Annotated in this window: 14 protein-coding genes and 1 pseudogene; 6 read left to right on the top strand and 9 right to left on the bottom strand. The window is 74.3% G+C overall.

Annotation, left to right across the window (positions count from 1 at the left end; translation table 11 throughout):
- The first annotated feature begins 8 nt into the window (after positions 1 to 8).
- Both hisC and ACQP04_RS00950 read left to right on the top strand, forming a co-directional pair.
- Positions 9 to 1,055: a histidinol-phosphate transaminase gene (gene hisC / locus ACQP04_RS00955; RefSeq protein WP_433505204.1), complete on the top strand. Its 1,047-nt coding sequence runs from the start codon at positions 9 to 11 to the stop codon at positions 1,053 to 1,055.
- An 87-nt stretch (positions 1,056 to 1,142) separates the two neighbouring features.
- Positions 1,143 to 1,535, top strand: a complete 393-nt coding sequence (locus ACQP04_RS00950; RefSeq protein ID WP_231498096.1) for a DUF4870 domain-containing protein — start codon at positions 1,143 to 1,145, stop codon at positions 1,533 to 1,535.
- Between the two features lie 80 nt (positions 1,536 to 1,615).
- On the opposite strand, the gene ACQP04_RS00945 is transcribed toward ACQP04_RS00950, so the two are convergent.
- The gene (locus ACQP04_RS00945; protein WP_433505203.1) at positions 1,616 to 1,888 is read right to left on the bottom strand and encodes a GlsB/YeaQ/YmgE family stress response membrane protein; all 273 of its coding nucleotides are present in this window, start codon (positions 1,886 to 1,888) and stop codon (positions 1,616 to 1,618) included.
- Between the two features lie 305 nt (positions 1,889 to 2,193).
- On the opposite strand from ACQP04_RS00945, the gene ACQP04_RS00940 reads away from it, so the two are divergent.
- Positions 2,194 to 2,466, top strand: a complete 273-nt coding sequence (locus ACQP04_RS00940) for a GlsB/YeaQ/YmgE family stress response membrane protein (RefSeq protein WP_433505202.1) — start codon at positions 2,194 to 2,196, stop codon at positions 2,464 to 2,466.
- 84 nt (positions 2,467 to 2,550) lie between these two features.
- On the opposite strand, the gene ACQP04_RS00935 is transcribed toward ACQP04_RS00940, so the two are convergent.
- On the bottom strand, positions 2,551 to 3,249 hold the full coding sequence (locus ACQP04_RS00935) for a response regulator transcription factor (RefSeq protein ID WP_433505201.1): 699 nt from the start codon (positions 3,247 to 3,249) through the stop codon (positions 2,551 to 2,553).
- A 274-nt stretch (positions 3,250 to 3,523) separates the two neighbouring features.
- On the opposite strand from ACQP04_RS00935, the gene ACQP04_RS00930 reads away from it, so the two are divergent.
- Positions 3,524 to 4,909 carry a glycoside hydrolase family 16 protein gene (locus ACQP04_RS00930; protein ID WP_433505200.1) on the top strand — a complete coding sequence of 462 codons (1,386 nt, stop codon included), beginning with the start codon at positions 3,524 to 3,526 and terminating at the stop codon, positions 4,907 to 4,909.
- 6 nt (positions 4,910 to 4,915) lie between these two features.
- On the opposite strand, the gene ACQP04_RS00925 is transcribed toward ACQP04_RS00930, so the two are convergent.
- Together ACQP04_RS00925 and ACQP04_RS00920 are read right to left on the bottom strand one after the other, a co-directional pair.
- Complete coding sequence (locus ACQP04_RS00925) at positions 4,916 to 5,242, bottom strand: hypothetical protein (RefSeq protein ID WP_433505199.1); 327 nt, start codon at positions 5,240 to 5,242, stop codon at positions 4,916 to 4,918.
- 141 nt (positions 5,243 to 5,383) lie between these two features.
- Positions 5,384 to 5,953 carry a helix-turn-helix domain-containing protein gene (locus tag ACQP04_RS00920; protein ID WP_433505198.1) on the bottom strand — a complete coding sequence of 190 codons (570 nt, stop codon included), beginning with the start codon at positions 5,951 to 5,953 and terminating at the stop codon, positions 5,384 to 5,386.
- A gap of 59 nt (positions 5,954 to 6,012) precedes the next feature.
- Between ACQP04_RS00920 and ACQP04_RS00915 the strand changes: the two genes are divergently transcribed.
- Complete coding sequence (locus ACQP04_RS00915) at positions 6,013 to 7,188, top strand: benzoate/H(+) symporter BenE family transporter (protein WP_433505197.1); 1,176 nt, start codon at positions 6,013 to 6,015, stop codon at positions 7,186 to 7,188.
- A gap of 15 nt (positions 7,189 to 7,203) precedes the next feature.
- Here the strand turns inward: ACQP04_RS00915 and ACQP04_RS00910 are convergent, their stop codons facing one another.
- The 5 genes and pseudogenes from ACQP04_RS00910 to mftG all read right to left on the bottom strand — a co-directional run bounded on the left by ACQP04_RS00910 (position 7,204) and on the right by mftG (position 12,263).
- The gene (locus ACQP04_RS00910; protein ID WP_433508524.1) at positions 7,204 to 7,548 is read right to left on the bottom strand and encodes a hypothetical protein; all 345 of its coding nucleotides are present in this window, start codon (positions 7,546 to 7,548) and stop codon (positions 7,204 to 7,206) included.
- Between the two features lie 133 nt (positions 7,549 to 7,681).
- A pseudogene (locus tag ACQP04_RS00905) lies at positions 7,682 to 8,101 on the bottom strand (MsnO8 family LLM class oxidoreductase); the annotation flags it as partial.
- Positions 8,102 to 8,268: 167 nt separating this feature from the next.
- A complete protein-coding gene (locus ACQP04_RS00900; RefSeq protein WP_433505196.1) occupies positions 8,269 to 10,287 on the bottom strand; it encodes a M3 family metallopeptidase in 2,019 nt (672 codons plus the stop codon).
- A gap of 54 nt (positions 10,288 to 10,341) precedes the next feature.
- Positions 10,342 to 10,713 (bottom strand): hypothetical protein, encoded by a 372-nt coding sequence (locus tag ACQP04_RS00895; protein ID WP_433505195.1) that lies wholly within the window; start codon positions 10,711 to 10,713, stop codon positions 10,342 to 10,344.
- Between the two features lie 77 nt (positions 10,714 to 10,790).
- A complete protein-coding gene (gene mftG, locus ACQP04_RS00890) occupies positions 10,791 to 12,263 on the bottom strand; it encodes a mycofactocin dehydrogenase MftG (protein WP_433505194.1) in 1,473 nt (490 codons plus the stop codon).
- An 18-nt stretch (positions 12,264 to 12,281) separates the two neighbouring features.
- Between mftG and ACQP04_RS00885 the strand changes: the two genes are divergently transcribed.
- The gene (locus tag ACQP04_RS00885) at positions 12,282 to 13,553 is read left to right on the top strand and encodes a M18 family aminopeptidase (protein WP_433505193.1); all 1,272 of its coding nucleotides are present in this window, start codon (positions 12,282 to 12,284) and stop codon (positions 13,551 to 13,553) included.
- The last annotated feature ends 82 nt before the right edge of the window (positions 13,554 to 13,635 follow it).

Raw genomic sequence — 13,635 nt, 5'->3', positions numbered from 1 at the left:
TGACGCACATGACGCCGATCCGCCCCGACCTGGACTCCCTGCCCGCCTACGTCCCGGGCCGGGCGATCCCCGGGGCGATCAAGCTGGCGAGCAACGAGGTCGCGCTGGCGCCGACCGCGCCGGTCCTGGCGGCGATCGCCGAGGCCGCGGCGGCCGGCAACCGGTACCCGGACCTCGCCGTCGTCGGGCTGAGCGAGCGGCTCGCCTCGGAGCTCGACGTCACGCCGGACCGGATCGCGGTCGGCTGCGGCTCGGTCAGCCTCTGCCAGCAGCTCGTGCAGATCACCTGCCGGGAGACCACGGACGAGGTCGTCTACGCCTGGCGGTCCTTCGAGGCCTACCCGATCGTGACCCAGATCGGGAACGCTCGCGCCGTCACCGTGCCGCTCGACGGCGACTTCCGGCACGACCTCGAGGCCATGGCCGCCGCCGTCACCCCGCACACCCGGCTCGTGTTCGTCTGCAGCCCGAACAACCCCACCGGCACGGTCGTGCACCGCGCGGAGTTCGAGCGGTTCATGGACGCGGTGGGCCCGGACGTCGTCGTGGCGCTCGACGAGGCCTACCACGAGTACGTCACCGACCCCGAGGCCGTCGACGGGCTGCCGCTGATCGACCGCTACCCGAACCTCGTGGTGCTGCGGACCTTCTCCAAGGCCTACCGGCTCGCGGGGCTGCGGGTCGGCTACGCGGTCACCGCCCCGGAGATCGCGACCGCCTTGAAGAAGGTGTGCGCCCCCTTCAGCGTCAGCACCGTGGCCCAGGCGGGTGCCATCGCTGCCCTCGACCACGCGACCGAGCTGCTGGCGGCGTGCAAGGAGGCCGTGGGCGAGCGGGTCCGGGTGCGCGAGGCCCTGCTCGCGGCCGGCTACACCGTGCCGCACACCCAGTCGAACTTCGTGTGGGTCTCGCTCGGCGAGCGGACCGCGGACTTCGCGGCGCACTGCCTGGAGCACAAGGTGGTGGTCCGGCCGTTCCACCCGGACGGGGTGCGGGTCACGGTCACCACCCCGGAGGAGGACGACCGGTTCCTCGAGGCGGCCCGCAGCTTCTGACCCGGGCCGGATCCCGGGGTCCTTCGACCCGGTATCTCCGGGCATTTCCCCGATGTCCGGGCCGCCGCGCGGGTGTTCACTGCGGATATGAGCAACTCGCCGTACGAGTACACCGGCCACCAGTCCGGGGACGCCCCGCTCGTGCCGCGCGACGACGAGCGCAACTGGGCCATGGCCGCGCACGTGCTCAGCTTCGTGTCCGCCTGGTTCGCGCTCGGCCTGTTCGCGCCGCTGATCGTGCTGCTGGTCAAGGGCGGAGACTCCGCCTACGTGCGGCGGCACTCGGTCGAGTCGCTGAACTTCCAGATCAACGCCCTGGTGTGGACGGTCGTGTTCGGCCTGCTGATCTTCGTGGGGATCGGGCTCGTCCTCCTACCGCTCTACGGGGTGTTCTACGTCGCCTGCGTGGTGCTGGGCACGGTCCGGGCCTCGCAGGGCGTCGACTTCCGCTACCCGCTCACCCTGCGCCTCGTGCACTGACCCGCGCATGCGGACGGGCCCGGACCGTGGTGGTCCGGGCCCGTCGCCTGCGCGTGCGGTGGGAGTGGTGCGCCCTCGAGTCAGTGCCGTGCGCCGCGCCTCGCCCACAGGTTCGAGACGAGCACCACCAGGATCACCGCCACGACGATCTGGAAGATCGTCTCCCAGAAGTTCCAGCCCGACGTCCGCAGGTTCAGGGCCCGGGCGATGAACGTGCCGATGAACGCGCCCACGAGGCCGACGATGATCGTCAGCCAGATCGGGATGTTCTGCTTGCCGGGTACGAGCAGGCGGGCCAAGGCGCCGATGATGAGCCCGAACACGATCGCAGTGATGATGCCGGTGACGGTCATGGAACTCTCCCGACTTCGTTGCAGGGCCACCCCCGCGGTCGCCCCCCAGGGCGTCTGCCTAGCACAGCGCGGAAGCCGCGGCCTGCCGGAAGGGCGGTCGGGACCGAAGCGTTATCTCTCGTTCCGTCGCAGGTCAGGACGTACACCCGGACGGATGACCACGGTCGGCCCAGCGGCCGCGCCGGAGGACCCGAACGGGACGAATATCGTCACCGTCCGTTTACGGCCGTCGATCACCGGGCACCCGCACCTCGACCACATCGGACACGCTCCGGAAGAACCCGGCGCGATCGTGAGGAGGAACAATGGGCGTCATCGGTTGGATCGTCGTCGGGCTCATCGTCGGTGCCCTTGCCAAGCTGATCATGCCGGGCAAGGACCCGGGCGGCATCATCGTCACCTGCATCATCGGTGTCGTGGGCGGCCTGCTCGGCGGCTGGATCAGCTCGGCCCTCTTCGGGGTCGACACGGGCAGCTTCTTCGACCTGCGCACCTGGGTGATCGCCCTGATCGGGTCGCTGGTGCTGCTCGGTATCTACCGGCTCGTCGTCGGCCGGCGCTCGCGCACGCGCGCATAACGCGAGCCGCCGCACGGCACACGAACGGCGCCCGCCCGGAGAACCCCGGGACGGGCGCCGTCGTTGTGCGGCCCCGGTACCTGCTCAGCCCTCGAGCACGTACCCGGCCCCGCGGACCGTGCGGATCCGCTCGGGGCCGATCTTGCGGCGCAGGTAGGAGATGTAGACCTGGACGAGGTTCGGCGAGGCCGGCTCCGACCACACCTGGTTCGCCAGCTCCTCGTGCGAGACCGTGGCCCCCGGTTCCGTGAGCAGGGCCGTGAGCAGCGAGAACTCGGTGGGCGACAACGACACCGGGCTGCCGTCGACGGTCACCTCGCCGAGCTCGGTGTCGACCACCAGCTCGCCGCGGCGGATCAGCGTGTGTCCGACGGCGCCGGTCAGCCGCAGCCGCAGCCGGATCCGCGCGGACAGCTCGTCGACGGAGAACGGACGCAGGACGTAGTCGTCCCGATCGCTGCGCAGCTGGGCGATCACCGCGTTGCGGCGCTCACGCGGGGTGAGCACCACCACGGGCACGCTCGGTGACTCCGCGTGGACCGCCGCGAGGACGGCGGCGTGCTCGGGTCCGGGGAGGTCGACGTCGAGCACCAGGAGGGCGGGCGGGGCGGCGCGGATCGTGTCGAGGACGGCGATGCCGTCGCCGGCGAGATCGGCGCGCATCCCCTCCGCACGGAGGGAGCGCAGCACCGACGCCGACGCGGCGGTCGGGGGCAGCGCCACGAGGACGGGGGCGTACGGGGGCACGAAGGCTCGAGCCGTCGCCTGCGACGGCACGAACACGGACGCACCCCCCGGGGGAGCAGCGGGGAGCATCACGGACAGCTTGGCGGGAAAGCCCCCCGATCACAATCCGTCAACGGTTCGAACGGCGTGTGCCGGACCGACGAGCGGCTCTCCCTGAGAGTCGTGCTGCTCCGAACGGAGCAGTCTCTCCGGGGATCCCGGGGAGAACGGGGCGCTCCGGCGCCTCACGGCGACCTGTCGGCGCGCTGGGGCAACCCCGGCTCTCAGCTTCGCCCGGTCGGTACGGCGTTGCTCCATATGGTCATCGATCATGCGACGGAAACCCTCCGCCGCGGAGGACCGGCTCGACCCCCGCGAGCTGGTCGCCCGACTCTCCGCGGAGCACGGCTCCCCCACCGGCCGACCGGGCCGTCCCACCCGTCGGCGGCACGCCGCCAGCGCCACGGCCACGGTCCCCGCGCCGCGCTCCGCCGACGACCCGGCCACCGACCCCGACGGCTCCCCGGACCTCGCGGACTCCCCGCGCGAGCCCGCGTTGCTGACGCACACGTCGTCGCTGCCCGCGGTCGGGCTCGACCCCGAGGCTGCCGGGCCGCCGCCGATCAGCCCGATGACGGGGATGCCGGTGATCACGGCCGCCGACATCATCGCGGGCCCGGGCACGGGTGAGCTCGGCGACGGCACCGGGCCCGCGGACGACACCGACATCGAGCGGGAGGCCCCCGACCCCCGCCGCGGCCGGCGCCGCGCCCCGCGCTCGGCCCTGCGCCGGTGGGCCCCGGTCACCGTCGGCACCGCCGCGGTCCTCGTCGCTGCCACGGTCGCCCTGCTGCTGCGCCCGGTCTCGGACGAGGGGCCGGACCTGTCTGCGTCCCTGACCTCGTCGGACACGGCCCAGGGCACGCCCGACGCACCCTCGACCGGCGTGGCCGCCATCCCGGCCCCCGGCGCGCTGAGCCAGGCGGTGGACTCAGCGCGCGAGCACGCCACGACCACCACGCGCCCGCCCGCCGCGGCCGCGAACCCGGCGACCGGCTCGGCCCGCGCCCGCGGCCCGGTCTCCGGCGGGGACGGCTCGACGGCGGCCGGCCGACTGGGCTGGACGCCGATCGGCGGCGACGAGTTCTCCGGCGGCCTCGACAAGTGGGGCCTCTACGACGGCGCGGGGCACGGCGGCAACGGCCGGCGCACCCCCGACGCGGTCTCCACCTCGGGCGGCGTCCTCACCATCCGCGGCGACTCGAACGGCAACACCGGCGGCATGGCGTACAACGGGAGCCGCCAGTACGGCCGGTACGAGATGCGCGCCAAGTTCCCGGCGGGCGACTCGCAGTACCACCCGGTGCTGATCCTCTGGCCGAGCGACATCGAGTGGCCGCGGGGCGGCGAGGTCGACTTCGCGGAGACCGACAGCGCGTCGGACGGCGTGTCCTTCTTCCTGCACTACGGCGCGGACAACAACCAGAAGTCGGCGAACCGGAAGATCGACATCACCCAGTGGCACAACTACGCCGTGGAGTGGACGCCGAAGGGGATCACCGGCTACCTCGACGGGCAGCAGTGGTTCTCCAGCACCGACCCGGGCACGCTCCCGCCGGGGAAGATGCACCCGACGATCCAGCTCGACTACTTCCCGGACGACGGCTCCCCGCGCCCGAGCGAGATGCAGGTCGACTGGCTGCGCATCTACTCCTGAGTCGGGCTACTGCCGGCGGATCAGCCGGACCACGTCGTCGACGCGCGGCTCCAGCAGCGCCCACCCGTCGCGGAGGAGCTCCAGGGGCCGCCCGTCGGCGAGCTGCCAGATCACGGCCGCCCCGGTCAGCGCGGCGAGGGCGACCAGGACCAGCAGCACTCGACCGAAGCGGACCCGGCGGACCCGGCGGCGGCGCCGGGCGGCCGACTCGGCCCAGGTCCGCGGTCCGCGCGTGCGGGTCGCCGCCCGGACGGCCCGGTGCGCGGGTCGCTGCACGGGCAGGCGGACGGTCGAGGTGTCGGCGGGAAGGGTCCAGGTCGGCTGCAGGCTCATGGCGTCCTTCCGGCGGCGGGTCGGTCCTCACTCTGTCGAGCAGATCTCTCTCCGCGTTAACCGTCGGGCTGGGGCCGAACGGGCGTTCCTGCGCACCCGTTCACCTGCAGTGACCGGCCTGTTCCACTGTGTGCGGCTGCGCTACGTGGGGTAGCGGATCAGCAGCGAGGCGTGCACGTCCTCCGGTCCGACGGCGGCGTAACCGTGAGGAGCGTCGGCGGCCCACTCGAGATACCCGCCGGGCCCGGCGAGGCCCGGCGCGTCGAGCCGGCCGGCGCGGAGCTCGCCGGCGAACACCGTCGCGTGCTCGGTGACGCCGGGGTGGTGGGCCGGCGAGACCTGCTCGGCTCCCGCGGGGATCCGCATCCGGTAGAGCTCGTAGGTGGCCGGGCCGTCGTCGAACACCCGCAGCAGTTCCATGTCGACCGCCGCACCGCGGATCCGGGGGCTGCCCCCGCCCGCGACGAGCGCGGTCAGCGCCACCCCGAGCGCCGCGGCCACCGCGTGCAGCGTGTCCAGGGTGGGGTTGCGGGTACCGGCCTCGAGCCCGGAGAGCGTGGCCTTGCCGATCGACGCGCGGCGGGCCAGCTCGGACAGCGACATCCCCCGCTCGGTGCGCAGCGCCCGCACACGCGGGCCGACGTGCGCGGCACCGCCGGGAAGGGCCGGCGCGGTGCCGGTCCCCGACTCGCTTGCCGCCGTCGCATCCACGCGGTTATCGTCCCATCCCGGCGTCCGTTCCGTAAACGGAACGGCCGGGAGGAGGCGTGGTGCGCGCAATCGCACGACCGGTGCTGGCCGGGGTGGTGACGGCGATCGTCGGCTTCGGCGGCTCGTTCACCGTGGTGCTCACCGGGCTCCGGGCGGCCGGTGCGTCCGAGGCGCAGGCGGCGTCGGGTCTGCTGGCGGTCGCGGTGGGGTCCGGGATCGTGGCGCTGGTCCTGGGCCTGCGCACCCGGATGCCGGTGAGCATCGCCTGGTCGACGCCGGGGGCGGCGCTGCTGATCTCGTCCGGCGTCCCGGAGGGCGGCTTCCCGGCGGCGGTCGGCGCGTTCCTGCTGTGCGGAGTGCTGATCGTCGTCGCCGGGCTGGTGCGCCCGCTCGGCCGGCTCATCGCTGCGATCCCCGGCGCCATCGCGGCCGCGATGCTCGCCGGAGTGCTGCTGGACCTCTGCCTCGCGCCCGTCCGCGCCCTGCACGACGTCCCGCTGCTGGCCGCGCCCGTGATCGTCGTCTGGGCGCTGGTGGCGCGGTTCGCCCGGCAGTGGGCGGTGCCGGCCGCGCTCGTGGTGGCGATCGCGGGCATCGCGCTCACCGGGCCGGGCCTCGGCGGGATCGACCTCGCGCCGCGGCTGCAGTGGACCACGCCGGTGTTCACGCCGTCGGCGCTGATCGGGATCGGGCTGCCGCTGTTCCTGGTCACGATGGCCTCGCAGAACGTGCCGGGCATGGCGGTGATGGCGCAGTACGGCTTCGTGCCGCGGCTGCGCGGGATCCTCGTCGCGACCGGGCTCGCGACCCTCGGCGCCGCCCCCTTCGGCGGGCACGCGGTGAACCTCGCGGCGATCAGCGCGGCACTGGCCGCCGGGCCCGACGCCGACCCCGACCCGGACCGGCGCTGGATCGCCTCGGTCACGGCCGGGCTCGGCCTGGCGGTGCTGGGCCTCGGCGCCGGGCTGGCCACCGCGCTGCTGCTGCTCTCCCCGCCGGTGCTGGTCGAGGCGGTCGCGGGGCTCGCCCTGCTGGGCGCGCTCGCCGGAGCCGTGACCTCGGCCGTCGCGCAGCCGGAGGGCCGGGAGGCGGCGATCGTGACGTTCGTGGTCACCGCCGCCGGGGTGTCCTTCCTCGGCCTGGGCTCGGCCTTCTGGGGCCTGCTCGCGGGTGGCGCGATGCTGCTCCTGCACCGCCGCCGCACCCCCCGACCCGTGAGCGGCAACCGCCCCTAGAGGGTCAGCCGCCGCTCACGACCCCTGCCGACCTGGGATTTCGGTGAGCAGGGCCGCGAGCCGGGCGTCGGACTCGGCGAGGGCGGCGCGGTCGAAGGTCGAGGAGCTGACCAGCAACTCGTCGGCGCCGGTGCGGGTGAGCAGCGCGTCGAGCCGGGCGGCGACCGTCGCCTCGTCGCCGACGATCGTGCGGCGCAGCGCGCCCTCGACCGTGCTCCGCTGCCGCTCGGTCAGCGGCCGGTCCGGGGCGGGTGGCTCCAGCGGCGGGAACTCGCCGGTGCTGCGCGCGACGGCCAGGGCCCAGGCCTCGGGCAGGGCGAGGTCCGGGTCGCCGACGAGGACGTCGAGCGACACGACCACGTACGCCCGGTCTCCTGCCCGGTCGCGGTAGTCGGCGAGGGGCCTCGGAACCGGCCGGGGTGTCGTCGAGCACCGGGCCGCCGACGACGACGGGCAGCCCCAGGTCCCCGGCCACCGCCAACCCCTTGCCCGTGGCCAGCACGAAGAGCGGGACCGGCGCGTCGAGCCGCGGGCGGGCGGTGACGGGGCCGCTGCCGTCGAGGTAGGCGCGGAGCTCGTCGAGGTCCTCGCGGAACGTGTCGGTCCCGTCGGCCCGCAGGGCCCGCCGGACGGGTGCGGTGAAGCCGAGCGAGCGCCCGACCCCGAGGTCGATCCGGCCGGGGTGCAGCGCCGCGAGCACCCCGACCTGCTCCGCGACGACCAGCGGCTGGTGGTTGGGCAGCATCACCCCACCCGACCCCACACGGATCCGCTCGGTCGCGTCCGCGACGGCGGCCATGAGCACGGTCGGCGCCCCCGAGCCGATCCCGGGGACGGCGTGGTGCTCGGCCACCCAGAACCGGTGGTAGCCGAGCTGCTCGGCCCGGCGTGCCCGCTCCACGGTGTGCCGCACCGCCGCGGAGTCCGGCTCACCCGCGCGGGTCCGCGACCGGTCCAGCAACGAGAGACGCACACCCCGTCCAACACCCCGCGAGTCGACAGTATTCGGTCACCGAGTCGCACATCCCGGGAGCTCCCGGAATGTGCGGTGCGGTCGCGTGAGAGTGCCGACTCGCGGGATCAGGTGAGGTTGCGGCGCTCCAGGAGCGGGCGGATCTCGGGGTCGCGACCGCGGAAGGCGCGGTAGGCCTCCATGGCGTCGACGCTGCCGCCCCTCGACAGCAGCTCCCGGCGGAAGTGGTCGCCGTTCTCCCGGCGCAGGCCCCCGTTCTCGGCGAACCACTCGACGGTGTCCGCGTCGAGGACCTCCGACCAGATGTAGGAGTAGTAGCCGGCCGAGTACCCGCCCGCGAAGACGTGGTTGAAGTAGGTGCTGCGGTAGCGCGGCGGCACGAGCGGGTGTGCGATCCCGGCCTTGCGCAGCGCCTCCGCCTCGAAGGCCAGCACGTCCTCGACGGTGCCGTCGACGCTGAGCGTGTGCCAGGCCTGGTCCAGCAGCGAGGCCGCCAGGTACTCCGTGGTCCGGTAGCCCTCGCCGTAGGCCCGGCTGGCCAGCAGCTTCTCCAGCAGCTCGGGCGGCAGCGGCTCGCCGGTCTCGTGGTGCCGGGCGTACCGGCCGAGGATCTCCGGGCGCTCCAGCCACATCTCGTTGACCTGCGACGGGAACTCGACGAAGTCCCGGGGCACGGACGTCCCGGAGAAGGTGGGGTACCGGACGGCCGAGAACAGCCCGTGCAGCGCGTGCCCGAACTCGTGGAAGAGGGTGCGGACCTCGTCGATCGTCAGCAGCGTGGGCTCGCCCCCGGCCGGCTTGGCGATGTTCAGCGTGTTCATCACGACGGGCCGGGTGCCGAGCAGCCCGGCCTGCGGGACCAGGGCGTTCATCCACGCGCCGCCGCGCTTGGACTCGCGGGCGTAGTAGTCGCCGCCGTAGAGGCCGAGCGGGGTGCCGTCGGCGTCGAAGACCTCCCAGTACCGGACGTCCGGGTGGTAGGTCGGCAGGTCGTGGCGCTCGTGGAACTGGATCCCGTACAGCTCCTCGGCCGCGTGGAACACGCCGTGCTGCAGCACCCGCTCGAGCTCCAGGTACGGGCGCAGGAGCGCCGCGTCGACCTCGTACCGCTCCCGCCGCACCCGCTCGGCGTAGAACGCCCAGTCCCACGCCTCGAGCGCGTGCCCGGCGATCGCGGCGAGGTCGGCGGCCTCCGCGTCGGCGTTGCGCATCGCGGGCGGGGCGAGGTCGGCCAGCATGGCGGCGACGGCGTCGACCGAACCGGCGGTGTTGTCGTCGATGACGTAGGCGGCGTGGCTCGGGAAGCCCAGCAGCCGCGCCCGCTCCGCGCGCAGCGCCGCGAGCCGCAGGACGACGTCCCGGGTGTCGTTCTCGTCGCCCTGCGCGCCGCGCCCGATCGACGCCTCGAAGATCTCGCGCCGCAGCTCCCGGTCGGTGAGCGACTCGAGCACGGGCTGCCCGGTCGGCAGCACGAGGGTGATCAGGAAACCGCTGCCGTGCCCGCGGTCCTTCGCGGCGGCCGCCGCGGCGGAGATCGCGCCCGGGGACATCCCGTCGAGCTTCGCGGGGTCGTGGACGTGCACGGCCGCCGCGTTGGCCCCGGCGAGCAGCCGGCCGCTGAAGGTCGTGGACAGCGAGGACAGCTCGGCGTTGATCGCGCTGAGCCGCTCCTTGTCGGCCTCGCCCAGCTCGGCCCCGGCCCGGACCGCGTCCCGGTGGTGGCGCTCGAGCAGCCGCAGCGACTCCGGGTCGAGGCCCAGCTCCTCACGCTTCCCGTGCAGCTCGGCGATCCGCGCGAACAGCCGTGGATCCAGGGCGATCGCGTCGGCGTGCGCGGCGAGCATCGGCGCGACCGCGGCCCGTACCTCCTCGATCTTCGGGGTCGTGTGCGCGCCGGCGCGGCTGAAGAACACCCGCGAGACCCGGTCGAGCGTGCGGCCCGAGAGCTCGAGCGCCTCGATGGTGTTGGCGAAGGTCGGCGGACCCGAGTCCAGGATCCCGTCCACCTCGGCCCGCTGCTCCGCCATCCCCGCCTCGAACGCCGGCAGGTAGTCCCCGTCGGTGATCGCCGCGAAGTCCGGGAGGCCGTAGGGCAGCTCGCTGGGCGCGAGGAAGGGGTTCGCCATCCCCTCACGCTAGCCCGGGCCGGGACGTCGGAGTGCCGCACGCGCGGCGGGAGATCACCAGAGCGACTGGACCACCACGCCGTCGTGCAGGGTGGAGACCTTGTTGCGCTTGCTCCACTCCATGAAGGCCGGGAGGTCCACCCAGTCCTGGATCGCCAGCCGCCAGTGCTCGGGCACGCCGGCGGGGCCCTGGTAGATCTCGTGGAGGACGAAGATCGTGTTCCCGGTCGGCGACGAGTTCGGGTCGACCGGGTCGGACAGTTCGGGACCCTTCGAGATCTTGTAGGAGAGCAGCGCCTCCTCACCCTCCCGCGGGTGCCCCGTCATGAACTCCGCGTGGCTGGCGAAGATGCGGTCGCCCTCGGCGACCTCGTCCGGGCCGACCGTCCACATGACGACGATGTTCGTCCTGCCCGTCTCCGACATCGGTGTCCTCCTCGGGGTCGGCCCCGCCCCGGCGGCGGGACGCCCACCCGGGATACGCGCACCGGCTCCCGCGGGCACTACGTACTTGTGCGTACCGGCCCCGCCAGCAGGTCCGCCGCCCGCTCCCCGACCATCACGGCAGTGGCGGCGGGCCCGCGGCGCGGCACCGCCGGCAACACCGAGGTGTCCGCGACCCGCAGGTTCCCGAACCCGTGCACGCGCAGGTCGGGATCGACCACCCGGCCGAGGGCCGCGCTGCCGCAGAGGTGCACCGAGGTGGTCAGGACGTCCCGGATCCAGCCGTCGAGCCGCACGTCGTTGCCCAGCACCCAGCCCTCGGGCGCGGCGCGGTCGAGATCGGCGACCCGGAGCAGGTCCGCCGCGATCCGCACGGCGGCGCGCAGCCGTCGTCGATCGGCCTCCGTGCGCAGGTAGCGGTAGTCGAGCAGCGGCGGGGCGAGCGGGTCGGCGGAGGTGATCGTGAGGTCGCCGTGGCTCTCGGGGCGCTGCAGGGCGCACATGAGGTGCACGTCACCGCCCTCGCTGAACGGCCGCGCGAACAGCAGGACCTCCAGGTCGCCGGCCGGGTCGGAGCCCGAGTCGAGGTTCAGCGCCGCCTGCCCGGCGACGGCGTCGGGATGCGGCGGCGGGCCCGGCCACCGGAAGGGCAGGTAGACGCTGGGGTGGTCCGACCACCCCAGCCCGACGGGCAGCTCCGCCCGCAGCGGGACGCCGGCCTGCTGGAGCACCGGCGCCGGCCCGATCCCGCTGTGCAGCAGCAGGTGCGGCGAGCCGACGGCCCCGGCCGCCAGCACGACCTCGCCGGCCCGGATCGGCCCCGCCGTCGTCTCCACGCCGAGGGCCCGGTCGCCCGCGAGCAGCACCCGCAGGGCCCGGACGTCCGGGCGCACGGTCAGCGTCGGCGCCTCCGGTGCCGCACCCCAGGGCGGCGGGAGGTACGCGGTCGCGGTGCTGATCCGCACGCCCTCCGCCGCGTTCGACGGGATCGGCCCCGCCCCGGGCGGCCCGCCCGCGTTCTTGTCCGGCTCCTCCGGATAACCCAGCGTGGAGCAGGCCGCGAGGAAGACCGGCGTGACCGTGGCCAGCAGCTGTCCCGCCGGCCGGCGCACCCGCAGCGGGCCGGCCGTGCCGTGCCGCGGCCCGTCGACGTCGAGGTCGGCCTCCGAGCGCCGGTAGTACGGGAGGACGTCGTCGAAGGACCAGCCGGGGACCGCCCAGTCGGCGAAGTCCTGCGGCACGGCCCGCACGAAGTACGACCCGTTGATCGCGGACGAGCCGCCGACCACGCGCCCGCGCGGCACCGAGACCATCCGGCCGCGCACCAGCCGGGCGGTGTACTCCCAGTTCAGAGGGTGCCCGGGTGCGGTGGCGGCGAGCGAGGCCGCACTGGTGACGTCGGGCAGCCGGGCGGCCGGGCCCGCCTCGACCAGGCAGACGGAGCGGTCGCCGCGCTCGGCGAGCCGCCCGGCCAGCGCGCACCCGGCCGAGCCCGCGCCGACCACCACCACGTCGTACCCGGGGTCGGTCACGGTGCGAGGATGCCGCACGTGAGCCCCCGGGACAGCAGTGCCGCGCGCGACCTCGCCGACTTCGTCTCCGCTTCCCCCACCCCGTACCACGCCGTGGCCGAGTCCGTCCGCAGGTTGCGCGAGTCGGGCTTCACCGAGCAGGTCGAGACCGAGGACTGGGACGCCTCGCCCGGCGGGCGCTTCCTGGTGCGCGACGGCACGCTGCTGGCCTGGCACGTCGGCGACGGCGCACGGCCGGGCTCGCCGCTGCGGATCTTCGCCGCGCACACCGACTCCCCCACGCTGAAGGTGAAGCCGCGCCCGGACACCGGGGCCGCGGGCTGGCGGCAGGTCGCGGTCGAGGTCTACGGCGGCGCGCTGTGGAACTCCTGGCTGGACCGCGACCTCGGACTGGCGGGCCGGCTGGCGCTGTTCGACGGGACCGTGGTGCCGGTGAACGTCGACCGCCCGCTGCTGCGCGTGCCGCAGCTGGCGATCCACCTGGACCGGCAGGTCAACCAGGGCCTCACCCTCGACTCCCAGCAGCACCTGCTGCCGATCTGGGGCATCGGCGACGTCCGGGAGGGCGATCTCGTCGAGTTCCTCGCCGCCGAGGTGGGGATCGACCCGCGGCAGGTCGCGGCGCACGACCTCGTGGTCCACGACCTCACCCCGCCCGCCCGGCTCGGCCGCGAGGGCGAGCTGCTCGCCTGCCCGCGGCTGGACAACCTGGCCTCGGTGCACGCCGGGCTGGCCGCGCTGCTCGCAGCGTCGCGCTCGAACACCGGCGTGGTCCCGGTGTTCGTCGGCTTCGACCACGAGGAGATCGGCAGCGGCACCGCGACCGGTGCGGCGGGCCCACTGCTGGAGACCCTCCTGACCCGGCTCGCCGGCGGGTTCGACGCCCGGGCGCGCGCCTTCGCGGCCTCGCGATGCCTCTCGGTGGACGTCACCCACGCGGCGCACCCCAACTACCTGGAGCGACACGACCCGGGGCACCGCAGCATCCCCAACGGCGGGCCGACGCTCAAGGTGAACGCCAACCAGCGCTACGCCACGGACGCCCCGGGCGCCGCCGCCTGGCAGCGGGCCTGCCGCGGCGCCGGCGTCCCCACCCAGTTCTTCGTCGGGAAGAACACCGTGCCCTGCGGGACCACGGTGGGGCCGATCGTGGCGACCCGGCTCGGGATCCGGACCGTCGACGTCGGCATCCCGGTGCTGTCCATGCACTCGGCACGCGAGCTCTGCGGCGTCGACGACCCCGGGCACCTCGCCGCGGCGGGCGCAGCCTTCCTCGCGGATCCGTCATAATGGGCTTACGGGACTCCTGTCACGCTTCCGTTTGACGCCGCACCTACTCGGGGTCACCGTCGGGCCGTCTATCCGCGACGAC

The organism is Pseudonocardia halophobica, from assembly GCF_050948485.1.
Taxonomy (GTDB): domain Bacteria; phylum Actinomycetota; class Actinomycetes; order Mycobacteriales; family Pseudonocardiaceae; genus Pseudonocardia; species Pseudonocardia halophobica.
Note: the sequence above shows the minus strand (reverse complement) of the source record. Positions and strands in the feature narration are given on the sequence as shown.